At 72.2% G+C, this 26,534-nt stretch carries 23 protein-coding genes; 17 read left to right on the forward strand and 6 right to left on the reverse strand.

What is annotated here, in order from left to right:
- Positions 1-58 precede the first annotated feature (58 nt).
- Together VHU88_03125 and cofD are read right to left on the reverse strand one after the other, a co-directional pair.
- Positions 59-1,348 carry a coenzyme F420-0:L-glutamate ligase gene (locus VHU88_03125; protein ID HEX3610655.1) on the reverse strand — a complete coding sequence of 430 codons (1,290 nt, stop codon included), beginning with the start codon at positions 1,346-1,348 and terminating at the stop codon, positions 59-61.
- Positions 1,345-2,337, reverse strand: coding sequence for a 2-phospho-L-lactate transferase (cofD, locus tag VHU88_03130; GenBank protein HEX3610656.1), 993 nt, complete (start codon positions 2,335-2,337; stop codon positions 1,345-1,347). The genes VHU88_03125 and cofD overlap by 4 nt, the downstream gene beginning before the upstream one ends.
- A 311-nt stretch (positions 2,338-2,648) precedes the next feature.
- On the opposite strand from cofD, the gene VHU88_03135 reads away from it, so the two are divergent.
- The 3 genes from VHU88_03135 (at position 2,649) to VHU88_03145 (ending at position 7,851) form a co-directional block, all read left to right on the forward strand.
- A complete protein-coding gene (locus VHU88_03135) occupies positions 2,649-2,909 on the forward strand; it encodes a WhiB family transcriptional regulator (GenBank protein ID HEX3610657.1) in 261 nt (86 codons plus the stop codon).
- 236 nt (positions 2,910-3,145) lie between these two features.
- A complete protein-coding gene (locus VHU88_03140) occupies positions 3,146-6,328 on the forward strand; it encodes a glycosyltransferase (GenBank protein ID HEX3610658.1) in 3,183 nt (1,060 codons plus the stop codon).
- Positions 6,325-7,851, forward strand: coding sequence for a DUF5719 family protein (locus VHU88_03145; GenBank protein HEX3610659.1), 1,527 nt, complete (start codon positions 6,325-6,327; stop codon positions 7,849-7,851). Before VHU88_03140 ends, VHU88_03145 begins: the two co-directional genes overlap by 4 nt.
- On the opposite strand, the gene VHU88_03150 is transcribed toward VHU88_03145, so the two are convergent.
- The gene (locus tag VHU88_03150) at positions 7,836-8,207 is read right to left on the reverse strand and encodes a metallopeptidase family protein (GenBank protein ID HEX3610660.1); all 372 of its coding nucleotides are present in this window, start codon (positions 8,205-8,207) and stop codon (positions 7,836-7,838) included. The genes VHU88_03145 and VHU88_03150 overlap by 16 nt on opposite strands.
- A gap of 396 nt (positions 8,208-8,603) precedes the next feature.
- Between VHU88_03150 and VHU88_03155 the strand changes: the two genes are divergently transcribed.
- From VHU88_03155 to VHU88_03190, 8 genes are all read left to right on the forward strand, one after another.
- Complete coding sequence (locus VHU88_03155; protein ID HEX3610661.1) at positions 8,604-8,960, forward strand: DUF3499 domain-containing protein; 357 nt, start codon at positions 8,604-8,606, stop codon at positions 8,958-8,960.
- Positions 8,961-9,098: 138 nt separating this feature from the next.
- Entirely contained in the window at positions 9,099-10,505 is a 1,407-nt protein-coding gene (locus VHU88_03160; protein ID HEX3610662.1) for a phosphomannomutase/phosphoglucomutase, read from the forward strand.
- Entirely contained in the window at positions 10,502-10,690 is a 189-nt protein-coding gene (locus VHU88_03165; GenBank protein HEX3610663.1) for a Trm112 family protein, read from the forward strand. Before VHU88_03160 ends, VHU88_03165 begins: the two co-directional genes overlap by 4 nt.
- Positions 10,683-11,804 carry an SIS domain-containing protein gene (locus tag VHU88_03170; protein ID HEX3610664.1) on the forward strand — a complete coding sequence of 374 codons (1,122 nt, stop codon included), beginning with the start codon at positions 10,683-10,685 and terminating at the stop codon, positions 11,802-11,804. Before VHU88_03165 ends, VHU88_03170 begins: the two co-directional genes overlap by 8 nt.
- 261 nt (positions 11,805-12,065) lie before the next feature.
- Positions 12,066-13,370 carry an ABC transporter substrate-binding protein gene (locus VHU88_03175; GenBank protein HEX3610665.1) on the forward strand — a complete coding sequence of 435 codons (1,305 nt, stop codon included), beginning with the start codon at positions 12,066-12,068 and terminating at the stop codon, positions 13,368-13,370.
- 35 nt (positions 13,371-13,405) lie between these two features.
- On the forward strand, positions 13,406-13,771 hold the full coding sequence (locus tag VHU88_03180; protein HEX3610666.1) for a MerR family transcriptional regulator: 366 nt from the start codon (positions 13,406-13,408) through the stop codon (positions 13,769-13,771).
- 25 nt (positions 13,772-13,796) lie between these two features.
- Positions 13,797-15,275, forward strand: a complete 1,479-nt coding sequence (gene ahcY / locus VHU88_03185; GenBank protein ID HEX3610667.1) for an adenosylhomocysteinase — start codon at positions 13,797-13,799, stop codon at positions 15,273-15,275.
- 77 nt (positions 15,276-15,352) lie between these two features.
- Positions 15,353-16,627: an adenosylhomocysteinase gene (locus VHU88_03190; protein HEX3610668.1), complete on the forward strand. Its 1,275-nt coding sequence runs from the start codon at positions 15,353-15,355 to the stop codon at positions 16,625-16,627.
- A 26-nt stretch (positions 16,628-16,653) separates the two neighbouring features.
- Here the strand turns inward: VHU88_03190 and VHU88_03195 are convergent, their stop codons facing one another.
- The gene (locus VHU88_03195; GenBank protein ID HEX3610669.1) at positions 16,654-17,049 is read right to left on the reverse strand and encodes a hypothetical protein; all 396 of its coding nucleotides are present in this window, start codon (positions 17,047-17,049) and stop codon (positions 16,654-16,656) included.
- Positions 17,050-17,232: 183 nt separating this feature from the next.
- Here VHU88_03195 and proS point away from each other — a divergent pair, with 183 nt between their 5' ends.
- A complete protein-coding gene (gene proS, locus VHU88_03200) occupies positions 17,233-18,678 on the forward strand; it encodes a proline--tRNA ligase (protein ID HEX3610670.1) in 1,446 nt (481 codons plus the stop codon).
- A gap of 4 nt (positions 18,679-18,682) precedes the next feature.
- On the opposite strand, the gene VHU88_03205 is transcribed toward proS, so the two are convergent.
- Complete coding sequence (locus VHU88_03205; protein ID HEX3610671.1) at positions 18,683-19,501, reverse strand: cupredoxin domain-containing protein; 819 nt, start codon at positions 19,499-19,501, stop codon at positions 18,683-18,685.
- Positions 19,502-19,631: 130 nt separating this feature from the next.
- Positions 19,632-20,093 carry a hypothetical protein gene (locus tag VHU88_03210; GenBank protein ID HEX3610672.1) on the reverse strand — a complete coding sequence of 154 codons (462 nt, stop codon included), beginning with the start codon at positions 20,091-20,093 and terminating at the stop codon, positions 19,632-19,634.
- A 265-nt stretch (positions 20,094-20,358) separates the two neighbouring features.
- On the opposite strand from VHU88_03210, the gene mtnA reads away from it, so the two are divergent.
- From mtnA to VHU88_03235, 5 genes are all read left to right on the forward strand, one after another.
- Positions 20,359-21,408, forward strand: coding sequence for an S-methyl-5-thioribose-1-phosphate isomerase (gene mtnA / locus VHU88_03215; protein ID HEX3610673.1), 1,050 nt, complete (start codon positions 20,359-20,361; stop codon positions 21,406-21,408).
- 70 nt (positions 21,409-21,478) lie between these two features.
- Positions 21,479-22,156, forward strand: coding sequence for an MtrAB system response regulator MtrA (gene mtrA / locus VHU88_03220; protein HEX3610674.1), 678 nt, complete (start codon positions 21,479-21,481; stop codon positions 22,154-22,156).
- A 4-nt stretch (positions 22,157-22,160) separates the two neighbouring features.
- Positions 22,161-23,819 carry an MtrAB system histidine kinase MtrB gene (gene mtrB, locus VHU88_03225; GenBank protein HEX3610675.1) on the forward strand — a complete coding sequence of 553 codons (1,659 nt, stop codon included), beginning with the start codon at positions 22,161-22,163 and terminating at the stop codon, positions 23,817-23,819.
- Positions 23,816-25,552 carry an LpqB family beta-propeller domain-containing protein gene (locus VHU88_03230; GenBank protein HEX3610676.1) on the forward strand — a complete coding sequence of 579 codons (1,737 nt, stop codon included), beginning with the start codon at positions 23,816-23,818 and terminating at the stop codon, positions 25,550-25,552. The genes mtrB and VHU88_03230 overlap by 4 nt, the downstream gene beginning before the upstream one ends.
- An 80-nt stretch (positions 25,553-25,632) precedes the next feature.
- Positions 25,633-26,382 carry a phosphoribosyltransferase family protein gene (locus VHU88_03235; protein ID HEX3610677.1) on the forward strand — a complete coding sequence of 250 codons (750 nt, stop codon included), beginning with the start codon at positions 25,633-25,635 and terminating at the stop codon, positions 26,380-26,382.
- Positions 26,383-26,534 lie beyond the last annotated feature (152 nt).

Raw genomic sequence — 26,534 nt, forward strand, 5'->3', positions numbered from 1 at the left:
CTTCAACTCGTCGGTAGGGCGCGCGACACGACAGAAGATGGGGATTGGGCGGTGCCGCTCAGCGGTGGGACACGTAATCCGTGGGGTCCAGCGGGGGGCGGGGGCCGGCCGGTTCGGCCGGGACGCCGACGCCGACGGCGCCCATCGCCTGCCAGTGCTCCGGGACGCCGAGGGCGGCCGTGGCGAGCTCGGGGCAGAACAGGGTCGAGGAGACCCAGCACGAGCCCAGGCCCTCGGCTGACAGGGCGACCAGCAGGCTGCTCACCGCGGCCCCGGCGGCGGCAACGAACATGTCCCGCTCGGCCGCGCTGCGACGCTCGTCCGGGTAGGTGTGGGCGCCCTCGGTCACCAGGAACGGGACGATCACCAACGGGGCGTTGCGCAGCACGTCGCCGCGGGCCACCCGTCGATCGATCTGATCCGACGTCAGCTGATCAGCCGTCAGATCGGTGACCCAGGCCGCGCGCAGTTCGTCGAGGAACCCGGTGCGCGAGTCCGGCGACCACAGGCAGACGAACCGGAACGGGCGGGTGTGGTGCGGCGCCGGAGCCGTCAGTGCGGCCGCCAGCGCGCGGTCGACCGCGCCTCGGTCCACCGGCTCGGGCGAGAACTGCCGGACCGTGCGCCGGTTGGTGACCGCGGTGCGACGCGCCTCGGCGGTGCCCAACTCGAACATGTCCTCGGCCGCGGGGCGAACCAGCGCCCGGGCGCCGGGGCCGTCCGGGCCACCGACGCCCGCCAGCCCACGCACGATCGCCAGCGGCACCCCGGCCAGCTTGGTCTTCACGAGTTCCGCCGCGGCCGCGATCTCGTCGGCCACGGCCACCACGGTCACCTCCAACGGATTGCCGTAGTCGTCGGTGGTCCCCCGCAGATCGTGCATCGGCTCCAGCCCGGCGACGCCGATCGCCAGGTCCAGCACGCCCTGCCGCCAGGGCCGCCCCAGCGAGTCGCTGACGATCACGCCGACGTCGCGCCCGGTGCGCTCCCGGATCCCGGCCCGCAGTCGCCGGGCCGAGTCGTCCGGGTCGAGCGGCAGCAGCAGTACCGTGCCCGGCGCCACGTTGCTCGCGTCCACCCCGGCGGCGGCCAGCACCAGGCCGTGCCGGGTCTCCACGATCCGGGTACCGCGCCGGTACGCGACCACCCGGACGGCCTCCGCGTCGATGGCGGCCTCACGGTCCGGGGCCTGCATCGTCCGGCCCTCGGCCTTGCTGACGATCTTGCTGGAGACCACCAGCACGTCGCCGTCGAGAAGGTCCGCATGGGCTGCGGCCAGGTCGGCCAGGTCGGTGCCCGCGATCACCTCGCCGACGCCGCTCACCGGGATGATCTCGAGCCGATTCACCGGGCCGCGATCTCCGTGGCCAGGTCCAGGGCGGCCGCGGCCATCGCGGCGCTGTGCGCGACGTCGCGCATGAGCAGCGGCACGGCCCGGGTGGCGATCCCCGCCGCCTCCAGGCCCGGGACGGCAGCCGCGTCGACCGAGTCGACCAACCAGCCGTCGAGCAGCCCGCCGTGGCGCCGCGCCCCGTAGTGCAGCCCGACTGCCTCGGCCGAGGTCTCCACGCCGATCGCGGTCAGCATCCGGTCGGCCATCCCGCGCACCGGGGCGCCCCCCACGATCGGCGACAGCCCGACCACCGGGGCGTTGCGGTTCTGGCGCACCGCCTCGCGGATGCCCGGCACGGCCAGCACCGCGCCGATGCTGACCACCGGGTTCGACGGTGGCAACAGGATCACGTCGGCCTCGGCCACCGCCTCCAGTACCCCGGGCGCCGGGCTCGACTTGTCGGCGCCGGCCACGGTCACCGCCAGCGCGGGCGGTGCGCCCAGCCGCACCCAGTACTCCTGGAAGTGCAGCACCCGGACGCCGCCGGGCGCCGTCGCGTCGGCGATCGTCACCTGGGTGGCGATCGGGTCGTCGCTCATCGGCAGCAGCCGCACCCCCGGCTGCCATCGCGCGCACAGGGCGGCGGTCGCCTCGGACAGGGTCGCGCCGGCAGCCAGCAACTCGGTCCGCACCAGGTGCGTGGCGATGTCCCGGTCGCCGAGCGCGAACCATTCGGTGCCCGCCCCGTAGGCGGTCAGCTCGGCCTGCACGTTGCGGGTCTCGTCGGCCCGGCCCCAGCCCTGCACCGGGTGGATGCCCCCGCCGAGGGTGTACATGACCGTGTCGAGGTCGGGCGAGACATGCAGGCCGGACAAGGTGATGTCGTCGGCGGTGTTTCCGATGACGGTCACCTGGGACTCGACACCTGCCTGCGCGAGGTGCGCGAGCAGGCCGCGCAGGAACCTGGCGGCCCCGATCCCGCCGGCAGGCGCAACGATTCGCACGTCGGCATCGTCGCAAGTCGGGTTCCCGGAGCTGCGCGCGGGTCGGACCCGACGTCGACCCGCCGACCGCGCCCAGCCTGGCAAATCGCCCGAAATGCACAGACACACCGGCGGTTCATCTGATCTTAACGGCGTGTCGTCATCTGCTAGCACGCCCCGGGTTGACGGGAGCTGATTTTGACCGATGTAATTTCAATCGTGTCGTTTCGTTACAGTTCGTCCGGATCTGGCCGGGCTCGACGGAACGGCATGACGGGAAGTCAGGGGGCTCCCGTCAACGGGAAAGACAGAGCGGGTCGAGGAGGCAAGCGATGGGCGAGGTGTTCCTCCCCTTGCTGGGTGGCGTCGAACGCGAGTACATGTGGCAGGACCACGCGCTGTGCGCGGAAACCGATCCGGAGGCCTTTTTCCCTGAGAAGGGCGGTTCGACGCGAGAGGCCAAGCGGGTCTGCCTCTCGTGCAACGTCCGCGACGACTGCCTCGAGTACGCACTCGGCCATGACGAGCGCTTCGGTATCTGGGGCGGCATGTCCGAGCGTGAGCGGCGTCGACTGAAGAAGCGCGCAGTCTGACGCTGGCACGTCGCACAAACGGGGACGAAACAGGCGAAGCGCTCGGCGCTCACCGGTGTACCGGTGAGCGCCGGGAGTGGCTGACACGGTGACATTGGTTCACTCGCAAGCTCGCTCACATGGGGATTCCTCATCGGTGGTCCGCGAGGGAGCCGGGCGCGCCCGGTGCTTGGCCTAGGGTGACGAAAGCGCTGCGCAACCGCTGTGCGACCGCCGTCCCGCCCGAGGCGCCTTGCATGCCTGAACCAGACGAGCTTTCCGGGTCGGCCGTCCATCACGTGACCGCGGTACTGGTCACTCACGACGGTGAACGTTGGCTGCGGCCCGTGCTCGACGGGCTGTACGCGCAGAGCCGGCCCTGGCAGCAACTGGCGGTGGTCGACACCGGCAGCGCCGATTCGACCCCCGAGATCCTTCGCGAGCGGGTTCCGGACTCCTCGGTCACGCACCGGCCGCGGGACACCGGTTACGGCGCGGCCGTGAAGGCCGCGGTCGCGCAGGCCGGTCCGGCCGAGCCCGGCTCGCACGAGTGGCTGTGGCTGATTCACGACGACTCCCAGCCCGAGCCCGAGGTCCTGGAGCATCTGCTGGCGGCCGTGACCGCCGACCCGGGCCTGGGCGTGGTCGGGCCCAAGATCCGCGGTTGGTACGACCGCCGGGTGCTGCTCGAGATGGGCGTGAGCATCGACGGCGGCGGGCGGCGTGAAACGTCGCTGGAGCGCGGCGAGCAGGACCAGGGCCAGCACGACAACCGGCGCGAGACGCTGGCGGTGTCCAGCGCCGGGATGCTGATCCGGCGCGACGTGTGGGACGCGCTCGACGGGTTCGACCCGCATCTGCCGCTGCTGCGCGACGACGTGGACCTGTGCTGGCGGGCCTGGCTGGCCGGGCACCGAGTGGCGGTCGTGCCGGCAGCGGTGATGCACCACGCCGAGGCGGCGGCCCGGGAACGGCGGCGCATCGACACCGGCTCCGGTCGGCTGCACCTGCTGGATCGGGCCGGCGCGCTGCGGGTCCTGCTCGCGAACCTGTCCACGGCGGCGTTCGTGCTGGCGCTGCCGCGACTGCTGGTCGGCAGCCTGGTGCGGGCCGCGTTCTACCTGGCCGCCAAGGCCCCGCGCGACTCCGCCGACGAATTGCGCGCCGTCTGGACGGTGCTGCTGCGGCCCCGGGCGGTGCTGCGGATGCGTCGGGCCCGGCGCACCGACCACGCTGTCCTGGCCACTTCGCTGCGGCGGCTCTTCCCGCGGGCGGGCCACCAGTTCGGCCTGGCCGCGGAGGCGCTGACCCACGCCATCGGCGGTCGCCGCGTGGACCGCGAGTCGATCGGCCGCCACCGTGCCGCCGAGACCGGCGGCGATTCCGCGTTCGAGGACCTCGACACCGGGGCGGGCGGGATGATCCTGCGCCGGGTGATCCGCAGCCCGGCAACGATGCTCGTGCTGGGCCTGACGTTGCTCGCGGCCGTCGCCGAACGGCACCTCTTCGGCAGCGGCAAGCTTCTCGGCGGGGCGCTGCTGCCCGCCCCGGACTCGTTGCGGCAGCTGTGGTCCGCCTACACCTCGTCGTGGCATCCCGACGGCCTGGGCAGCCCGGCCGCGGCCCCGCCGTACCTGGGAATACTCGGCCTGGGTGGGATCCTGACGCTGGGTCAGGTAAGTCTGGTGGTCAGCTTCCTGCTGCTGGCGGCGATCCCGCTGGCCTCCTTCACCGCGTACTGGTCCAGTGGTGCGCTGTCGACCTCCCGGCCGTTCCGGCTCTGGGGCGCGGCGGCCTACGCGCTGGCCCCGGCCGCGACCGGCGCGATCGCAGCCGGTCGGTTGGGCTCGGCGGTGGTGGTGGTCCTGCTGCCGGTGGCCTGCCGGGTCGCGGTTCGGGTGGTGGGCACCGCGGGCCGCCCGCCCACCGACCGGGCGGCGTGGACCTTCGCGCTGCTGACCACCGTGATGATCGCCTTCGTCCCGCTGGTCTGGGTGCTGCTGCTGTTGCCGGGTGCGGTCGTGGCCGGGCGGGGCCGCTCGGACCCGGCGCTGCTGCGTCGGGTGGCGATCGCGGTCCTGGCGCCGATGGCCGTGCTGCTGCCCTGGTCGGCCCACGCGCTACGCCACCCGGCCCGGCTGTTCATCGAACCGGGCCCGACCGGCCCGGGCCTGTCCGACCGGGCGCACTCGGTGCTGCAGACGTTGGTCCTCAACCCCGGCGGCCCGGGGACCGGCCTCGGTTGGCTGGCCGTCGGCGTGGTCGGGGCCGGCCTGGTCGGGCTGGCCCTGGCCGCCGACCGGCGGACCGTGCTGCCGGCCTGGCTGCTGGCGCTCGACGCGTACCTGATCGCACTGGTCGCCTCGCGCGTCTCGGTGACCGCACCGGCGGGTGGACACCCGGCCGCTGCCTGGCCCGGGGTGGCCCTGGCGGCGGCGCAGCTCGCCGTCACCGTCGCGGCGGTCGTCGGCTGCCGCGACCTGCCGTCCCGGCTGAGCACCCGCGATTTCGGTATCGGCCAGCCGTTGGCCGCCGGCCTGGCCGCGGTGGCGATCGCGGCGCCGGTGCTGGCCGGGACGACGTGGTTGTGGCGCGGCGCGGACGACCCGGTGCGCCGGGGCTCGGCCGACACGGTGCCTGCCAACGTGGCCGCCGAGTCCGGCACCAGCGACCGGCCGCGGACGCTGGTGCTGCGCTCGCCCGGCAACGGCTCCGAACTTTCCTACGTGCTGGTCCGGGGCGCCGGTCCGCGACTCGGGGCGGTCGACGAGTCCGTGCCGGCCGACGCCTACGCCGAGCTGAAGGCGTTGGTCGGCGACCTGGTTTCCGGTCGCGGCGACGCCGTCGCACCCCGGCTGGCCGACTTCGCCATCCGCTACGTGGAGGTGCGCACGCCGGTGGCCGCCTCGGTGTCCGAAGCCCTGGACACCGTGGCCGGTCTGGAGCGGCTGGCCTCCTCCAGCGACCACGCGCTGTGGCGGCTGGCGCTGCCGACCGCTCGGCTGACCGTCGCAGTCCCGGGAAATCCGCCGACGACCGTCGCACTGGCCTCCGGGGCGACCTCGGCGACCGTCGCGTTGCCTGCCGGTCCGGCCGGGCGGGTGCTGCAACTGGCCGAACCCGCCGACTCGCACTGGTCGGCGCACCTGGCCGGCAGGCCCTTGCCCGGTACCGAACGTGCCGGTTGGGCGCAGTCGTGGGATTTGCCCAGCAGCGGTGGGGAACTGACGGTCCGTTACACCGATCATCTGCGTGGCCTCGGCCTGCTCTGGCAGGGCCTGGCGCTGCTGATCGTCACCGTGCTGGCCCTGCCCGCCGCGGCGGTCCGCGCGCCGGACGACGCCGAGCCGACCCCGGCCCCGGCCGGCGCCGGCCGGCACGCGCACGGCGAGGACCCGGCCACGGGCGAGTCGGCCGACGCCGTCGGTGCCGGGCGATGACGACTCCGAGCCGGTCGCACCGCCGGCGCCGCGCGCCGGCCGCGTCCAGTCGCCTGGCCCGGATCGTCGACCGGCTGCCCGCGAGCGGCCCGGCCCAGGCCGCTGTGATGGCCGGGGTGCTGCTGTTCGCCGCAGTCGTGGTCGGGTTGGCCGGCCACGCTGCCGACCCGGTTCGCGCCGGCACCGATGAGGTCAGCTCGGCCGACCTGGTCTGCCCCGGCGTGGTCGACCGACTGCCGGGCGCCCGGTCCACCCTGACGGTCGCGGCGCTGCCACCGGATTCCGCCGCGACCGGCGCGATGACGGTCACCGACCTGGCCGCCGGTGCCCCGGTGCGGGGAAGCTCGAGCAAGCCCGGAGTCAGCGTGATCGACACATCCAAGGACGGGGCACCGGCCGTCCTGATCCGCGGCCGTGACGGGCTGGCTCCGGGCCTGTCCGGGGAATCCGTCATCGAGCCGACGACGGGAGCCGGGAACGCGCTGTCGGCCACGACCTGCGCCCAGCCGGGCATCTCGCAGTGGTTCATCGGGGCCTCGACGGCGCTCGGCCGACGCGACCGACTGGTGCTGGCCAACCCGGCCCCGGTGCCCGCCTCGGTGGACCTGAGCTTTTGGGCCGACACCGGTCCGTTGTCGGTGCCGAACTCCGCCGACATCGCCGTCCCGGCGAACGGGGCGACGACGCTGCCGCTCGACGTGATGGCGCCGGGTCACGAACGGCTGGCGATCCAGGTGACGGCCTCGCGCGGCGCAGTGGCGGCCAGCCTGAACGACCTCGGCGCGGTCGGCGCAACCGTCAACGGCGACGACTGGCTGGCGCCGGTGGTCGGCCCGGACCGAAGCCTGGTGCTGCCCGGTCTGCCGGACCGGACCACCGCCCGCACGCTGTACCTGGCCACGCCGGGAGACCGGGACGCGATCGTCAAGGTGCGACTGCTGACCGCGGACAACGACGTCGCCCCGGCCGGTGCCGACACGGTCACCGTGCAGGCCGGTCGGGTCGGCGAGTACGACCTGTCCGCGGCCGCCGCCGGCCAGGCAGCCGCGGTGGTGGTCACCTCCGACCAACCGGTGCTCGCCTCGGTCCGCTCGACCCGGGCCGAGGGCGGCGGCACCGATTTCGCCTGGGCCGGTGCGGTACCGGCGTTGTCCGGGCCCGCGGTCCTGCCCGACGCGCGCAGCAACGCCGCCGGGGCGACCTCGCTGCTGCTGGCCGCGCCGCGGGGCGGCACGATCCACGTCGCCCTCCGGTTGCCCAACGGCACCACCCGGAGCACGGATGTGCGGATCCCGGCGGACCGAGCCGTCGCGCTCCCCGAGGCGACGGGTGGGACCGGGCGGTTCTCGGTGATCGTGACCCCGGCCGCCGGGTCCGGCCCGGTCTACGCGGCGAGCGTGCTGCGCCTGGGGCCCTCCGGCATCACGGTGGTCCCGCTGCTGCCGGAACGGGTCTCGGTGGTGGTCCCGGCCGTGGTGCCGGACGTCACGGTGGTCACTGCCGGTAATCAGTCCAGGCCGTAGTCCGGGTCGATCTCCTCGGGCTCGACCTCCAGCAATTCGGCAAGCCGTTCGGTGATCAGGTCGTGGACCAGCGCGGCCAACTCCGGGCCGCCGGTGGCCCGGGCCTCGACCGGGCGGCGGTAGAGCACGACGCGGGCGTTGTGCCCGGCGCCGCCGCGGTACAGCCGGCTCAGCGGCACGGTCTCGGAGTTGCGGGCCGCCTCGATCGCATCGACCGGGGGGACCGTCTCGACCGCGAACTCGACATCGGCCAACTCCCGGCGCCAGCGGCCCTCGAGGCGTTCCACCGCGTCGAGCACCAGGTCGGCGAAGCGGTCGGCCCGGGTCCGGCGCAGCGGGACCTCGGGCGGTGCCAACGGACCGCGCAGGCCGCGTCCCCGACGGTCGCGCCGGGGCCTACGACGGGCTGCTCCAGGCGTCGGTGCGCCTGCTCGGGAACTCGCGGCAAGTGGAGCTGAGGGCGCGTCGGAGCCGGTCGGGTCGGCCGCCCGACGCGGGTCCCGACCCTTTCGGCGGCTCAGTCGCACGCCGGAAGTGTATTCACGTCGCGACGGTTGCCAGCGTGGTCGCCAGATCATCGATGATCGGGCGGGGCTCTCTCATACGCGGGGCGGGGCTCTCTCATACGCGGAACGGGCAGGACACGCCGGGGCGGCGCGATCGGTGAATGGGCCTGCGGATGGGCGGCGCGGAGTAGCGTCCGGATCCGAGGCTCGCGTGGTCGCAGCGCGGCGGGTGAGGAGTGTCGTCGGGTGCTTAATTCGAGACGGTGTTCGCGTAACGCCTGCACGCGTGCCGCGGCGGCGACTCTGACATACGTCTACGCCGACTCCACTGCCGTGCTCGGACCGTTGGCCACCTACGCCGAACCGCACTGCTACGACCTCTGCTCCGAGCACGCCGAGCGGCTGACCGCCCCGCGCGGTTGGGACGTCGTCCGACTGGCTCCGGACCCGGGTTGGGCCGGCCCGTCCCCGGACGATCTCGAGGCGCTGGCCGAGGCCGTCCGCGAGGTCGGCCGGCAGCGGGCCGAGTCCGACGAGCCGGAGCCCGCGGGCACCGGCGGCCGTCGCGGCCACCTGCGGATCCTGCGCCCCCCGGTCGACTGACGCCCGCTCAGATCGCTCGGACACCGGTGCCCCCCGCGGAGGGCACCGGTGTCGCCCGGGCGGTCGGTGAACCGGTCGGCTAACGTCACTGTCGCCAGGGCCCGAGGTACCGGGGGAGTCCGCGGCGAAGGACGGGTCATGGACGAGCGAGTGGCTTCACGGGCGGTGGCACCAGGCGTCGACCTGACCCGGATCGTGCACGCCTACGACGTGCGCGGTCTGGTCCCCGAGCAGTTGGGCCCGGCCACGGCTGCCGCGCTCGGCGCGGCCTTCGCAGAGTTCTGCGCACCGGCGCCGGGCATCGTGGTCGGCCGCGACATGCGGACCTCCTCGCCGGAACTGGCCGCGGCCTTCGCGGCCGGCGCGTCCGCCGCCGGCGTCGACGTCCTCGACATCGGCCTGGCCTGCACCGACGCGGTCTACTACGCCAGCGGCAGCCTGGGCATGCCCGGCGCGATGTTCACCGCCAGCCACAACCCGGCCCGCTGGAACGGCATCAAGATGTGCCGGACCGGTGCCGCGCCGATCAGCCGGAACAGCGGGCTGGACCGCATCCGCGACCGGGCCGCCGAACTGCTGGCCGCACCGCCGACGCCGGTCGCGCGGCCCGGACGGGTCGAGCAGCGCGACCTGCTCGACGACTACGCGGCCCACCTGCACAAGCTGGTCGACACCTCGGCCTCGCGGTCGCTACGGGTCGCCGTGGATGCCGGCAACGGCATGGCCGGGCACGTGGTCCCGCGGGTCTTCGCGGGGCTGCCGTTCCAGGTCCTCCCGTTGTACTTCGAGCTCGACGGGTCGTTCCCCAACCACGAGCCGAACCCGATCGACCCGGCCAACCTGGCCGACCTGTCCGCCGCGGTGCTCGCCCAGGGCGCCGACCTCGGCCTGGCCTTCGACGGCGACGCGGACCGATGCTTCGTCGTCGACGAGCAGGGCCGGCCGATCTCCCCGTCGGCTGTCTCCGGCCTGATTGCCGTCCGCGAACTGGCCAAGCACCCCGGCTCGGCCGTCGTCCACAACCTGATCACGTCCCGCGCGCTGCCGGAGCTGATCACCGAGCACGGCGGGCAACCGGTCCGAACCCGGGTGGGCCACTCGTTCATCAAGGCTGTGATGGCCGAGCACGACGCGGTGTTCGGCGGCGAGCACTCCGGGCACTACTACTTCCGTGATTTCTGGTTCGCCGACTCGGGCATGCTCGCTGCGCTGCACGTGCTGGCCGCGCTCGGGTCGAGCCCGGCGGACACCACGTGCTCGCAACTGCTCAGCCGGTTCGAGCGCTACGCCGCCTCCGGCGAGATCAACAGCACTGTGGCGGACCCGGCGGCGGCGTTGGCCGACCTGCACCGGACCTGGGCCGGGCACGGGCGGCTGGACGACCTGGACGGCCTGACCGTGAGCCTGGCGGACGGCTCGTGGTTCAACGTGCGTCCGTCGAACACCGAACCGTTGCTGCGGTTGAACGTCGAGGCCGCCGACCGGGCCGCGATGGCGGCGCTGCGCGACCGGGTGCTGACCCAGATAAGGAAGGTTTCGTCGTGACCGACATCGACCCAGCGCTGCTCGCCGTGCTGGCCTGCCCGCAGTCCCGCGACCCGCTGCGCCACGACAGCGCGGCAGACGAGCTGGTCTGCACCGGAACGAGTTGCGGGTTGGCGTTCCCGATCCGCGACGGGATTCCGGTGCTGCTGATCGACGAAGCGCGCCCACCGCGGTCCGGTGGGTGACGTGCTGGCGCGGCCGGCGGTCCTGGACGACCCGGACGGGCTGGCCGCCGGCGACCCGGAGGACATGCTCGGCGCCGTAGCCGGCGCAGGAACCCAGTTGCGCGACGGCGCCGATGCGGCGACCCGGGCCCGGTGCCGCGCCCTGGCCGGGCTGCCCAGCCCGCGGGCGGTGGTGGTCGCCGGCATGGGCGGCTCCGCCGCGGCCGGCGACGTGCTCACCGCGGTGGCCGCGGCCGGTTCGCGGATCCCGGTGGTGGTGCATCGCGGCTACGGACTGCCGTCCTGGGTCGGGCCGGACGACCTACTTGTCGCGGTCTCCTGCTCGGGGCAGACCGAGGAGACGTTGAGCGCCGTCGGCGAGGCGGTGCGCCGGGGCATGCGGCCGGTCACGATCGGCTCGATCGGCTCGGCGTTGTCGGCCGCCGCGGCCAACTGCGGCGGCGTGCACCTGCCGGTGGACTCAGCCGGACGGCAACCCCGCGCTTGTCTGTGGGCGCTGGCCGCCCCGTTACTGTGTGTGGCCGACGCGGTGGGCGTCGTCCCGGTGCCGGCCGAGGCGACCGACGCGGCGGCGTTGGCGTTGGACGACGTCGCCCGGCGCTGCCGCCCGCAAAGCAGCGTGGCCGACAACCCGGCGAAGTCGTTGGCGCAGCACCTGGCCGACGGGCTGCCGATGGTGTGGGGCTTCTCCGAAGTGGCCGCCGTCGCCGCCGCCCGGTTCGGCAACCAGTTGGCCGAGAACGCCAAGATCCCCTCGGTCGTCGGCGCGTTGTCCGAGCCGCACCACAACCAGGTGGTCTCCTTCGACACCGCCGATCGCGGCCTGTCGGCCCGGCTGCGGTTGCTGGTGCTGCGCGACTGTGTCGAGGACGCCCGCCTCGGCCGGCGCGCCGCCGAGTCGCTGCGGCTAGCCGACGAGGCGGGCCTGACGGCCCATCAGGTCCGCGCCGAGGGTGAGCATCCGCTGGTCCGCCTGGCCGGACTGACCGGCCTGCTGGACTTCACCAGCGTCTACGTCGCGCTTGCGCTGGGCGTCGACCCGACCCCGGTCGCCCCGATCGTCACGCTCAAGGGCAGGCTGGCAACGCCGGCCGATGAGCGAGCTTGCGAGTGAATCAGTGTCACAGTGCCAGCCACGTTCGGCCGCGAACCGGCGGTCGATGGGGCGCCGATGAGCGAGCTTGCGAGTGAATCAGTGTCACAGTGCCAGCCACGTTCGGCCGCGAACCGGCGGTCGATGGGGCACCGACGAGCGCTCGACATCGTGACGAACCGATCACGTCTTCGCCGCGATCACCCCCCGGTGCTTCCAGGCTCGAGGTGGGACCTCGAAACTGATCGTCGTCCCGCCCATCCGAAACAGGACGGTTTCACCATGCGCAGCTCGTGCCGGGCCGCCCGCACCACCGCAATCGGTCTGGTGCTCGCGCTCATCCTGACGGCGCTCGCGGCCTGCGGGCTGGACAGCTCCACGCACGTGGCCTCCTCGCCGACCCCGACGAGCACGACCGTCGCCCCGCTGTACCCGGTCGAGCCGAACGCGTACCCGGCCTACGTAAAGCACAAGTGGGGCGTCACCAAGATCACCACGGAGCCGAAGCGGATCGTCGCGCTCGGGTTCCGCGACCAGGAGTCGATGGTCGCCCTCGGCGTGACGCCGGTCGCGGTCCAGAACTACTTCGGCGCGGCCAACCCGTGGGCGAAGTCGCCGTGGCTGTCGCCGACCGCGCAGAACGCCAACTACGTCGTGGTCACCGCGGATGTCCGCGACCCGAAGAACGGGCACGTCACCCCTGGCAACGACGGCCCGATCATGCCTTCGGGCTTCCCGCAGGCCGCGAACACCCCGCCGCTCAAGCAGGTCTACAACCTCGACGACCTGCGGGCGCTGAAGCCCGACCTGATCACCGCGATGTTCTCCGGGGTCACCCAGGAGGACTTCCAGAAGCTGCAGTCGGTCGCCCCGACCATCACCGGGGTCTCCGACGACAGCCGCGACTACTTCTCCTCGTGGGAGGAGGAGATGCAGGCGACGGGTGCGGCGCTGGGCCGCCCGGCGGCAGCCTCGCGGATCGTGGCGCAGGCGGAGAATCAGTTCGCCGCGTTGGCCACGGCGCACCCGGAGATCCGCAACGCCCGCGTCGTCGTGGCCGCGCCCGGGCCGAACGGCGAGTTCCGGATCATCAACCCCTACGGCGAGCTGTCCCGCTTCTTCACCTCGCTGCACATGAGCTTCCCGGCCGACATCCAGTCGGTGACGACCCCGCAGGGCAAGGCGGCCTACGCCAAGGCGATCTACAGCGTCGACTTCGACGACGGTGAGCTGAACCTGCTCAACGGCGTCGACGTTCTGGTGATGGTCGTCGGCCCGGACGGCGGGGCGCTGATGAACTCGCTGAGGCAGACGGCGGGCTACCAGAACCTCGGTCCGGTGCAGAAGGGCCATGTGCTCGTGCTCGACGGTGAACTGGCCGAGGCGCTGTACTACGAGAGTCCGAACAGCATCCCGTGGGCGATCGCGCAACTGACCCCGATGCTGGCCGAGATGCTGTCCGGACGGGCCGCGAAGGTGCAGTCCAACTCCGGCTCCGACGACTCCGGCGGCCTGCCGACCATCACCTACAAGGGGGCTCCGACGAGCACCCCGACCCCGACCCCGAGTTCGACGCGTACTCCCTGAGCAGGTTGACACGATCGTGCTAACCTTCTGCCGCGATGGAGGGGCTGACGATCACCGAGGCAGCGGCCACGACCGGTTGGTCGGCCCGGATGCTGAGGTACATCGAGAGCCTGGACCTGGTCGCGCCGACCCGGTCCCGGGGCGGGTACCGGATCTACGGCCCGGAGTCCCTGCAACGGCTGCGCACGCTGCGCGCGCTGCTCGCGGAGCACGAACTCGGGCTCGGCGACGTCGGTCTGGCGTTGCGCCTGCGTCGCGATCCAGAGTTGTGCCGGGCCGTGGACGAGTGGCTCGACTCCCGGGCACAGCGCCCCGCCGAGGTCGACTCGGTGGACTGGCTGTGCTGGGAGCAGGACAAGCACCAAGCACTGCTGGCCCGCACCGCCGCGGGCCGGAGTTGACTCGACGTTGTCAAGGAGAGACAGGATGACTGGCCGGCCCGTGTTGAGCACTGACGATTTCGCTGTCGCGGATCTGTCCCTGGCCGAGTTCGGCCGCAAGGAGATCCGGCTCGCCGAGCACGAGATGCCCGGCCTGATGTCGGTACGCGCGGAGTTTGCACAGTCGCGACCGCTGGCCGGCGCCCGGATCATGGGCTCGCTGCACATGACCATCCAGACCGCGGTGCTGATCGAGACCCTGGTCGCGCTCGGCGCCGACGTCCGTTGGGTTTCGTGCAACATCTTCTCCACCCAGGACCACGCCGCCGCCGCGATCGTGGTCGGCGAGGGCACCGCTGACGAGCCCCGCGGCGTGCCGGTCTTCGCCTGGAAGGGTGAGACCCTCGAGGAGTACTGGGAGTGCACTCGCCGGGCCCTGCTGTGGCCTGCGGCCTCCGCCGATGGAAATGTCACAGTCGCCGGGCCGAACATGATCCTCGACGACGGCGGCGACGCCACGATGCTCGTCCACAAGGGGACCGAGTTCGAGAAGGCCGGCGCCGTGCCGTCGGTGGACTCCACGGACAACGAGGAGTTCAAGGTCGTCCTGGCGCTGCTGGCTGAGTCGCTGGAGTCCGACGGCAACCGCTGGACCGCGATCGGTAGCGAGATCAAGGGCGTCACCGAGGAGACCACCACCGGGGTGCACCGCCTGTACGAGATGTTCAAGACCGGCGCGCTGCTGTTCCCGGCGATCAACGTCAACGACTCGGTCACCAAGTCCAAGTTCGACAACAAGTACGGCTGCCGGCACTCGGTGATCGACGGCCTGAACCGGGCCACCGACGTGTTGATCGGCGGCAAGGTCGCGGTCGTCTGCGGCTACGGCGACGTCGGCAAGGGCTGCGCGGACGCGCTGCGCGGCCAGGGCGCCCGGGTCATCGTCACCGAGATCGACCCGATCTGCGCACTGCAGGCGGCGATGGACGGCTTCCAGGTCGCCACGCTCGAGGACGTGGTCGGCACCGCCGACATCTTCGTCACCACGACCGGCAACTTCCGGATCATCACCGCGGCCCACATGGCCGCGATGAAGCACCAGGCGATCGTGTCCAACATCGGGCACTTCGACAACGAGATCGACATGTCCGGCCTGCAGAAGACCCCGGGCATCACGCGGATCAACATCAAGCCGCAGGTCGACGAGTGGACCTTCCCCGACGGTCACTCGATCCTCGTGCTGGCCGAGGGTCGGCTGATGAACCTGGGCTGCGCCACCGGGCACCCCAGCTTCGTGATGTCGAACTCGTTCACCAACCAGGTGATCGCCCAGATCGAACTGTTCACCAAGTCCGCCGAGTACCCGCTGGGCGTCTACACGCTGCCCAAGCACCTGGACGAGAAGGTGGCCCGGCTGCACCTGGACGCCCTCGGCGTCCGGCTGACCAGGCTGTCCGCCGAGCAGGCCGCCTACATCGGCGTCCCGGTCGAAGGCCCGTACAAGCCCGACCACTACCGGTACTGATTCGCACTTCTGCGGCCTGTCCCACGTATCGAAGGCCTCGGATACGTGGGACAGGCACCAGAAGTCGAGGAGATCGGGTGAGGGTGGGGCACGACGTCGCCGACCTGGGGTTGGCCGGCGCCGGGGCCGACCGGATCGAGTGGGCCGGCCGCGGGATGCCGGTGCTGGCCGAGGTGGGCGAGCGCTTCGCGGCGCGGCGGCCGTTGGCTGGGTTCGCGGTGGCGGCCTGCCTGCACGTGACCGCCGAGACCGCGAACCTGCTGCGGGTGCTGCGGGCCGGTGGCGCCCGGGTGGCGCTGGCGGCTTCCAACCCGTTGTCGACGCAGGACGACACCGCGGCCGCGCTGGTCGAGCACGAACAGGTCGCGGTGTTCGCCCGCCGCGGGGTCGACCGTTCCGGCTACTACAAGCACCTGGGTGCGGTCCTGGACGCCGCGTTGGCCGGCCCGGGCGAGTGCTTCGTGCTCGACGACGGCTGCGACCTGGTCACCACCCTGCACACCGAGCGGCCCGCGGACCTGACGCGGATCCGGGCCGGGATCGAGGACACCACGACCGGGGTGCTGCGCCTGCGGGAGATGTCCCGGGCCGGGTGGCTGCGGGTTCCGATGGTCGCGGTCAACGACACCGGCGCCCGACGGATGTTCGACAACCGCTACGGGACCGGCCAGTCATGCCTGGACGCGATCGTGCGCGCCACCGGGGTGCTGGTCGCCGGCAGCACGTTCGTGGTGGCCGGGTTCGGTCCGTGCGGGCACGGCATTGCAGACCGGGCCCGTGGGCTGGGTGCCCGGGTCCTGGTCACCGAGGTCGACCCGGCGCGGGCGCTGGAGGCGGTGATGGAGGGCTTCGCGGTGGTCCCGATGTCGGTGGCGGCAGCGGTCGGCGACGTGTTCGTCACCGCGACCGGCAGTCGCGACGTGTTGCGCGCCGAGCACTACGCGGTGATGCGCGACGGGGCCGTGCTGGCCAACGCCGGACACTTCGACGTCGAGCTCGACCTGGCCGGACTGTCGGCGGCCGCGCTGACGCGGCGTCAGGTTCGTGGGCAGGTGGAGGAGTTGCGCCTGGCCGGCGACCGGTGTGTGCTGCTGCTGGCCCAGGGCCGCGTGGTCAACCTGGCCGCCGCCGAGGGCCACCCTGCCGCGGTGATGGACATGACCTGCGCAGGCACCGCACTGACGCTGGCCTGGCTCGCCGCCAACCCGGCCCCGCCGCCCGGCGTGCACGAGGTTCCGCCGGAGATCGATACCGAACTTGCCGCGCTGAAGTTGGCTGCCTTGGGCGTGGACCTGGACGTGGCCTCACCGGCCCAGGTCGCCTACCGGAACTCCTGGGCCCACGGCTCCTGACCCTCCAGCGATGCGGGATTCGGGGCTCAGCCGGCCTTCGGATAGGTGCTGGCGATGAGGGTGCGCGCCCAACGCATGCGCGAACAGGTCGTCTCCGGGTCTCGCCCGTAGCTGTCCGCGAGTTCGGCGGCGCAGGCGCGCAGTCGGCCGGAATTCAAGTGCAAGCTCTGGGCCAGCGCCGCGATCACTGTCTGGGTGTCGACCACCTGCGAGGGCTGCAGGGTCGAGCAGAACAGCAGCTCGGACAGCTCGCAGGCGCTCATCGCGGACGGCAGGTCGCAGTCGGGCATGGCGGTGGACAGGTCCGTGTACGACAGGTCGGTCCGCGGCAGCACAGCGGGCAGGTCGCTGTTCGGAACGTGACCAGGACTTCCCCGATCGGCCGACCCGTCGTGCATCTGCATCGCCCCCACCGTGCCCACTTACCCCTTGTGGGAGCTAAGACGCGGATCAGCCGTTTTGCGATCCGGGTGGTTCCCGGAATCCACCTTTCGGGTTGCCAGCATCATCCGTTCGACGCGACGATCGAGGCCTGTCTGACGGCGCGTCAGGGATGGCCCGCTACAAGGCCGGGAACGCTCCGCGCCGCTGGATAGGGTTGCCCTATGGGACGTGACGAACGCGCGGTGATTCCGCAGAGCGAGGACTTCTCCGGCTGGTACAACGACATTGTCCTGCGCGCGCAGCTGGTCGATCGCGGCCCGGTCAAGGGCACGATGGTCATCCGCCCCTACGGATACCGGGTGTGGGAACTGCTGCAGGCGGCGCTGGATGCGCGGATCAAGGAGACCGGGCACGACAACGCCTACTTCCCGCTGTTCATCCCCGAGTCCTACCTCAAGCGCGAGGCCCAGCACGTCGAGGGGTTCGCCCCGGAGCTGGCCGTGGTGACCCACGCGGGCGGCAAGGAGCTCGAGGAGCCACTGATCGTCCGGCCCACCTCGGAGACGATCATCGGCGAGATGATGGCGAAGTGGATCTCCTCGCACCGGGATCTGCCGCTGTTGCTCAACCAGTGGGCGAACGTGGTTCGGTGGGAGCTGCGGCCGCGGATGTTCCTGCGCACCACGGAGTTCCTCTGGCAGGAAGGGCACACCGCGCACGCCGACGAGGCCGACGCGATGCGCGAGACCCTGCAGATGGTCGAGGTCTACGCGGAGGTCGCACGAGGTCTTGCGGCAATCCCTGTCGTGGTGGGCGAGAAGACTGCGGGGGAGCGGTTCGCGGGCGCGCTGCGGACGTTCACGATCGAAGGCATGATGCGCGACGGCAAGGCCCTGCAGTCCGGGACGTCGCACTACATGGGTACGAACTTCGCCAAGGCGTTCGACATCAAGTTCGCTGACGCCACATCAGGTGGCCAGCAGTACTGCCACACCACGTCCTGGGGCATGTCCACCCGGATGATCGGCGCGATCATCATGGCCCACGGCGACGACCAGGGCCTGGTGCTCCCGCCCCGGCTGGCGCCCTACCAGGTGGTCATCGTCCCGGTGATGCGCAAGGGCGAGGCCGCACCCGAGGTCATGGCAGCGGTCGACACCCTCGCCGCCCAGTGCAAGGCGGCGGGCGTGCGGGCCCACGTCGATGACCGGCCCCAGGTCTCGCAGGGCTTCAAGTTCAACGACTGGGAGATGCGCGGGGTGCCGCTGCGCGTCGCCATCGGCCCGCGCGACCTGGAGAACGGCGTCGCCGAGGTTGCCCGCCGGGTCGGTGGGGAGAAGGAGTCCATGCCGTTGGCCGGCCTGGCCGCGGCGCTGCCGGGGATCCTCGAGGAGATCCAGGCCGCGATGTTGACCCGGGCGACCGACTTCCGCGACTCCAACACGAGGACCGTCGACGACTGGGACGCCTTCGCGGCCGCGGTGGCGACCGGCTGGGCCCTGGCGTTCCACTGCGGCAGGCCGGCCTGCGAGGACGACATCAAGGCCGCCACCGCCGCCACGCCGCGGTGCGTGCCGAACGACGCCCCGGCCGAGACCGGGGCGTGCGTGCGGTGCGGGAACCCGTCGGCCTACGGCAAGCGGGTCTTGTTCGGTCGCTCCTACTAGCCGATCACCCGGCCGGGTACGCCGCGCAGATCCCCGGGTGCGTCTCCCGGAAGTGCGGCTTCGTGCAGTTGTGCGCGCGCTTCACCGGGTCGAAGGTCGGGGCCGAACTTGACGTGCCGCCCGGCCCGTCGGAGATCGTGTCGCCGCCGCCGGAGTCGCCGTTGTCCGACCCGCCGGTGTTGCCCCCGCCGCCGGTGTTGCCCCCGCCGCTGGTCGACCCGCCGGTGTCGCTGCCACCTGAGGTGCTCCCGCCAGTGCTCGACGCAGGCGGGGTCGCGCCCGCCGTCGGGGCCCCGGTCGGGGTCGGCGAGGCCGTGACCGGCTCCGCGCTGCTGGGGGTGGTGACGTCCTTGGACACGATCAACGTTCCCTTCATCGTGTCCGGGTAGTACGTGCACTTGTAGTTGTAGGTGCCTGGGGTGTCCGGCGCGATCACGTGCGTCGTGGCCCCCGGCCCGATGTCGTTGCTGTTCAGGCCGTGCTCCGGGTCGCTCAGGTTGCAGACCTCGCCGTTGCCGGTGCCCTCGTTGATCACCGTGATGTTCGTGCCCGGGGCCACCGTCAGCGTCGCCGGCGAGAACGGATGGTCGATGTACATCCGGATCGTCGCGGTCGCGGGGGTCGGGGCCAGCCCGTTGGCCAGCTGGATCGGCGTGACGGTCGGGATCACCCCGATGGTCGGGGCAGCCGTCGGCGCAACGGTCGGCGCCGGCGGCTGGGCGGCGGTGGAGCTGCCCCCACCGCACCCGGCGAGGCCGGTCAGCAGGACGATCGAGCCGAAGACGGCAGCGGAGAGCCTCTTCGGGCGGGGGGTGGTGATCATGTCAACCATTGTCCATGCGCAAGGGGCACGCCGAACGAGATTCGACGCGCCCCTTACGGGAGTGTTACACCCTTTCGCCGCAGGTGGGCCTCAGGCAAAGCCCACGTGGTGCCCGCGAGGGGTGTTCGGGCTACTTGACGACGATCGTCAGCACCATGTTCTGGTGGTAGAAGCAGACCGCCTTGTAGGTGCCTGGCTTGGTCGGCATCTTGAAGGTCTTCTTCTGGTGCGACATGACGTCCGGCGCGATGTCGCCGCCGGTGTCGGCCTTGCTCTTCGGGTGGTCGGCGCGCTTCTGCGTGGTGATGTTGTGCGTGGCGATGTCCTCGTTGTCCTCGGTCCAGACCTCACCGGGCTTGCCGATGACGGTGGCCGGCAGGAACGAGAAGTTGGTCATGACGACGGTCTTCGGCGCAGCCTTGGTGACCTGGCCGCCACCGACGTACGGGTCGTCCGAGTGGTACTTGTCGCAGCTGCCCGGAGCGTTGGGGTCGCAGCCCGGAGGGTTGGCGGACGGGGCGTAGGTAAAACCGCTCAGGCCGGCGAACAGCACGAGCGCGCCGATTCCGGCAGCTGCCCTGGAGGTCCTCATCTGTCGATATCCTCTCGTGCGTCGCCTTCGCGACCCTAATTAATCCCTGATTGGGCATTCGATCCGGAGAATCTTCGGTGTCATCGGTGTCATCGGTGTCATCGGTGTCGACCCGGGGCCGGTCGGGACAGACCGCTCCGACTCAGGTGTCGAAGCCATAATCAATACGTTTCCGACATCTCACACGGATTGGTGCAAATACCCCCCGGCGGTTTCCGGGCACCCCCAGCGGCCCCGGGGCCGCGTGGACGGGCAGGATCGGTCCGTGGCGACACCCCTGCCGTTGCGTTGGAGCGAGGACCCCGCGCTGGGCCCGGCGGTCGTCCTGCTCGACCAGACGCGCCTGCCGGGCGCCGTCGAGGAGCTGGTCTGCGCCGACCCGGACGCCTTGATCGAGGCCATCCGACGCCTGGCGGTGCGTGGCGCCCCGCTGTTGGGCGTCGCCGGCGGCTACGGGGTGGCGCTGGCCGCCGCCCGTGGGCTGGACGTCGCCGCCGCCGCGGCCGCGCTGGCTGCCGCCCGCCCGACCGCGGTCAACCTGGCCGCCGGCGTGGCCCGGGTACTGGCCGCGCACGAGGCCGACCCGGCCACCACCCTGGCCGAGGCTCGGGCGTTGCACGCGCAGGAGGAGGCCGCCAGCGCCGCGATGGCCGCCCACGGCCTCGAACTGGTGCCGGTCGGCGGCCGGGTGCTGACCCACTGCAACACCGGCGCGCTGGCGGTGGGCGGGACGGGCTCCGCCTTCGGCGTCGCACTGGCGGCGCACCGGGCCGGGCGCCTGGCCCACCTGTGGATCGGCGAGACCCGGCCGCTGCTGCAGGGCGCCCGGCTCACCGCGTGGGAGGCGACGGTGCACGGCCTGCCGCACACCGTGCTGCCGGACGCCGCCGCGGCCGCCCTGATGGCGGCCGGACAGGTCGACCTGGTCCTCGTCGGAGCCGACCGGATCGCCGCCGACGGGTCGGTGGCCAACAAGATCGGCACCTACGGTCTGGCAGTGGCCGCCCGGCACCACGGGATTCCGTTCGTGGTCGTCGCCCCGCGCACCACCGTCGACCCGAGCACGCCCGACGGCGCCGCGATCGTCATCGAACAGCGCGCCGCCACCGAGGTGACCACGATCGCCGGGGTCCGAATCGCCCCGGAATCCTCGGCCGTGTTCAACCCCGCCTTCGACGTCACCCCGCCCGGCCTGGTCACTGCGCTGGTCACTGAGGTCGGCGTGCTGGCGCTCCCGAACACGGACTCGATCGCCGACTTGCTCACCGTCGCGCCATCCTCGTGCGGTGCGCGTCGGGATGTGGCGACACTGTGAAATCGGTTTGCTCGCAGGCTCGCTCACGCCGCTGACCTCCTCGAACGCGCGGAAGTGCAACGATGACCCCATGACTACGCGGGTCCTGGTGGTCGACGACGACACCGCCCTGGCCGAGATGCTCACGATCGTGCTGCGCAGCGAGGGCTTCGAACCGATCGTGTGCAGCGACGGCGACTCGGCGCTGGTCGCGTTCCGGGAGCGCCGACCCGACCTGGTGCTGCTCGACCTGATGCTGCCCGGTCGCAACGGCATCGACGTGTGCCGGGCGATCCGCGCCGAGTCCGGTGTCCCGATCGTCATGCTCACTGCCAAGTCCGACACCATCGACGTCGTGCTCGGCCTGGAGTCCGGCGCCGACGACTACGTCGTGAAGCCGTTCAAGCCCAAGGAACTCGTGGCCCGGGTGCGGGCCCGGTTGCGGCGGCAGGACGACCAGACCCCGGTCAGCCTGACGATCGCCGACCTGGAGATCGACGTGGCCGGGCACTCGGTCAAGCGCGCCGGAGAGCCGATCGCGCTGACCCCGCTGGAGTTCGACCTGCTGGTCGCGCTGGCCCGCAAGCCGTGGCAGGTGTTCGGCCGCGAGGAACTGCTCAAGCAGGTCTGGGGCTACCAGCACGTCGCCGACACCCGACTGGTGAACGTCCACGTGCAGCGGTTGCGCTCGAAGATCGAGCACGACCCGGAGCGGCCGGAGATCGTGGTGACCGTGCGCGGCGTCGGTTACAAGGCCGGACCGGCCTGAGCCGGTGAGCTACCGCAGCGGCCTGCGCGCGGTGGGCCGAGTGGCCGGGCGGCCGGGCCGGGCGTTACTGGGCTACTGGCGCCGCTCGATCACGTTCCGGGTCGTCGGCGCCACGCTCGCGCTCTCGGTGACCGTGCTGATCCTGCTCGGTCAACTGGTGATGGGCGGGGTCCGCGACGGTCTGGTCCGGGCGAAGGTGTCCTCGTCGCTGGCCCAGGCCGACGTCGGTTTCGCGGCCGCGCAGGCCAAGCTCGACGCGGCCGGCGCCCCGCAGCGCCCGGACATCGGCCAGTTGCTGACCCAGGTGGTCAGCGGGCTGCGCGACGCGGCCGGGTCGTCGAGCCTCTACGAGATCGCGCTGATCCCGTCGCCGAACTCGGTCGCGAACGTGCCCGCCGCCCGGGTCCGGGTGGCGACCGGCGGGGTGCTGCCGGACAGCGTCACCCCGGCGCTGGTCAAGGCTGTGGCCGAATCCGGCGGCGGGGCGATCCAGCAGTTCCTCGGGCTTTGCTACGGCACCACCGACGACCCGTGCCCGCAGCAGGCCGCGCGGGTCCCGGCGTTGGCCGTCGGGAAGCAGTTCGCGGTCGCCGGGGCGGGCAACTACCAGCTGTACTTCGTGTTCCCGATGACCGGTGAGCAGAAGACGTTGGACCTGGTGCGCTCCCGGCTCGCGGTGGCCGGCGGCTCCCTTCTCGTGTTGCTGGGCGCGATCGCGTTCCTCGTCACCCGAAGCACGGTCAAGCCGGTGCGCTCGGCCGCGCGGGTCGCCGAGCGGCTGGCGGCCGGGCAGCTGGCCGAGCGGATGGTCGAGCAGGGCGAGGACGACCTGGCGCGGCTGGCCTCGTCGTTCAACGGCATGGCCTCGGCCCTGCAACGCCAGATCCGGCAGCTGGAGGAACTGTCCCGGGTGCAGCAGCAGTTCGTCTCGGACGTCTCGCACGAGCTGCGCACCCCGATGACGACGATCCGGATGGCCGCCGACGTCCTGTACGAGGAACGTGAGGAATTCAGCGCCCCCGTCGCCCGATCCGCGGAACTGATGCACGATCAGTTGGACCGCTTCGAGTCGATGCTGACCGAGCTGCTCGAGATCAGCCGCTTCGACGCCGGCGCCGCGGTACTGGACCCGGAGCCGACCGACCTGGGCGACCTGGTGCGCCGGGTGGTGGAGGGCGTCGAGCCGTTGGCGTCCGGCGAGTACGGCTGTCACATCCAGGTGGTCGTGCCGGACCGCGAGTGCGTGGCCGACATCGACTCCCGCCGGATCGAACGGGTCGTCCGCAACCTGCTGCTCAACGCGCTCGAGCACGGTGAGGGGCGCGACGTGCAGGTGCTGGTCGGTGCCGATGCCCGGGCCGTGGCCGTCGCAGTCCGCGACCAGGGGATCGGGCTGCGCGAAGGGGAAGCCGCGTTGGTCTTCAACCGGTTCTGGCGGGCCGACCCGGCGCGGGCCCGGCGCACCGGCGGCACGGGGCTGGGCCTGTCGATCGCCCAGGGCGACGCGGAACTGCACAACGGCTGGCTCCAGGCCTGGGGCGAGCCGCACGCCGGTGCGGTGTTCCGGCTGACCCTGCCGCGTACGGTCGGCGGGGTGCTCACCACCTCGCCGCTGCCGTTGGAGCCGACTGACCGGCGCGAGCAGGTCGGGTGGGACGCATGAGATTCCGCACGGGCAAACGATCTGACGGTGGGTCAGTTCTGCGCGTGCTGTGCTGCGGGCTGGTGCTTGCCGGCTGTGCGCAGATCCCGGAGAGCGGGTCGCCCGGCGGTGCGAACGTCGCGCAGGCGCAGGACCGGCCCGGTGGCGATCCGGCGGTCCGGGTCTTCGCGGAGGGACCGCAACCCGGCGACAGCGTCTCCTCGATCGTCGCCGGATTCCTCGAGGCCTCCGGCGCCGTGCAGGACGACGGTCTGCGGACCGCGCGGGAGTACCTGACCTCGTCGGCCTCGGCGAGGTGGACGCCCAACAGCGGGGTCACCGTCTACGACCACACCCAGGAGAAGGTCACGGCCAAGGCCGCGGACCGCCTGGAGTTCACCGCCCCGGTCGCCGCGACCGTCGACGACCAGGGCGTCTACCTGGACGCCGAACCCGGGCGCGCGGTGGCCGCCGATTTCACGCTGGTCCAGGTCGACGGGGACTGGCGGATCGACTCGCTCCCCGACGGATTGTTCGTGTCCCACCAGGACTTCGACCTGGAGTACGCGCAACTGGACCTGCAGTTCCTGGCCACCGGCCGGCAGACACCCGTGCTGGTCCCGGACCCGGTCTACCTGCGCCGCGACACCGACGTGCCCACCGCACTGGCCACCGCGCTGCTGCGCGGACCGTCGCGCTGGCTCGGCCCGGTCGTCACCTCCGCGGCCCCGGCCAACTCGGGGTTGGAGGCACCGGTCCAGGTCGTCTCCGGCGAGGCGCAGGTCCACCTCAGCCCGGCCTCGGTCCCAGCCGTCGTGGCCGATCGGGACAACCTGATCGCCCAGTTGGTCACGACGATCACCGCCGACCCGGACGTCACCTCGGTGGACGTCTCGGCCGGCGGCCGACCGGTCCTGCTAAGTGGCAAGAACAACGCCGATCTGACCCTGGCGGACGTGGCCAAGTGGTCGCAGGCCTCGCTGCGACCGCCGCCGCCCTCGGCCTACTTCGTCCGGGACGGCGTCACCTACGTGGCCACCACCCCGGCCAAGCAGGGCCCGTTCAGCGTGACGACGAGCGTCGCCGAGATGGCGGTCTCGCCGGGGAACGCGATGTTCGCGGGCGTCTCCAAGGACCGCAAGACGCTGTGGACCTCGAACTCGGAGACTCCCGACCATCTGACGACCACGATGACCGGAACCGATCTGTCCTCGATCACTTTCGACCAGGACGGCAACCTTTGGGTGCTGGACGGCAGCGGCAACACCCGAGCGCTGCGCCGGCTGGCGCCCACCGGGACGATCACCACGGCGGATCTGGTCGGCTTCACCGCCGGGCAGGTCAGCCGGATGCGGGTCGCCGCGGACGGGGTGCGGCTGGCGTTGGTGATCAACGAGGTGGCCGGCCCCGAGGTCGAGGTCGGCCTGGTTTCCACCTCCGGTTCGACGATCGCGGTTGGTTCCCTGCGCCGGTTGGCCTTCGGCCTGGGCGACGTCGCCGACGTGGGATGGTCCGAGCCGGACCGGCTGACCGTGCTGGCGACCGAGCACAACGCGGCGCCCCAACCGTTCTCGGTCGACATGGGCGGCGAAGCCGCGGAGTCCGGCCCGTCGTTGGCCGATGTGGCCGGCATCGCGGTGGCGCCCGGGCAGCCGATGATCGCGACGACGAGCAAGAAACAGGTCTACCGACTGCGCAGCGGCGGCGGCTGGCTGCCGATCGGCACCGGGACCTTCGCCACCTACCCCGGCTGAGCCGTCCACAGCCTCCGATCCGTCCACAGGCCCGCCTGCGCGGGAGCCGAGGGGCCCGCGTCCGCGGCACGCTGCCCGGCATGACGACGTCCGATCGCCGCCGCGTCGGCGGTGTGCCGTCCGGGCCTCGTGGGCTCTGGTTGGCGGCGCTCGACCTGGTCGCGCCCGGCCCGTGCGCGGGGTGCGGGGGTTCGGCTCGGGTGGCGGCCTGCCCGGTGTGCCTGGCCGGGCTGGGTCCGGCGCGGTCGGCCACCGCGCCGCCGGGCTGCGGTCGGGTTGCCACCTGCGCCACGTGGTCCGGGCCGGCCCGGCAGCTGGTGCTGGCCCACAAGGAGCGCGGCCGCACCGACCTGGCCGCGCCGCTGGGTCGCGCGCTGGCCGCCGCGGTGGCAATCGTGTCCGGCCCGGGAGCGGTGACGCTGGTTCCGGTGCCGAGCACCCGCGCGGCTCGGCGGGAACGTGGCCACGACCCGACCGCGCGGGTTGCCCGGGCGGCCGCGCGTACGCTGCGATCGGCCGGTCGTGAGGTCCGGGTCGCCGCCGTGCTGGTGCATCGGCGCCCGGTCGCGGACCAGGCCGGCTTGAGTGCCGCGCAACGTGCGACGAACCTCGCCGGTGCGTTCGGGCTGCGGCGGGCCCGCCGGCTGGCCGGGTCGGGCACGTTGTCCGGGCAGGTGGTCGTGGTCGACGACGTGCTGACCACCGGGGCCACCGCCGCCGAGGCATGTCGGGCGCTTCGGGCGAGCGGTGTCGTGGTTGTGGGGGTTGCGGTACTGGCCGTCGCAGGTGATCCGGCCTCGGCTCTGTTCGCGCGCCGGGACAGCCGTTAGCGTCTTTCCATGGCACCTGCCCGGGTCCGTGGTTGCGCCGGGACGCGATTGGTCGCGTGTCGGCAAGCCGATGCCAGCCGCAGGCGAAACGGTCCACGTAAGGCGACTTTTCGTCGTCCGATCACGGTGCGGTTTAGAGGTAAGTCCTGCCC

The organism is Sporichthyaceae bacterium (assembly GCA_036269075.1).
Taxonomy (GTDB): Bacteria; Actinomycetota; Actinomycetes; order Sporichthyales; family Sporichthyaceae; genus DASQPJ01.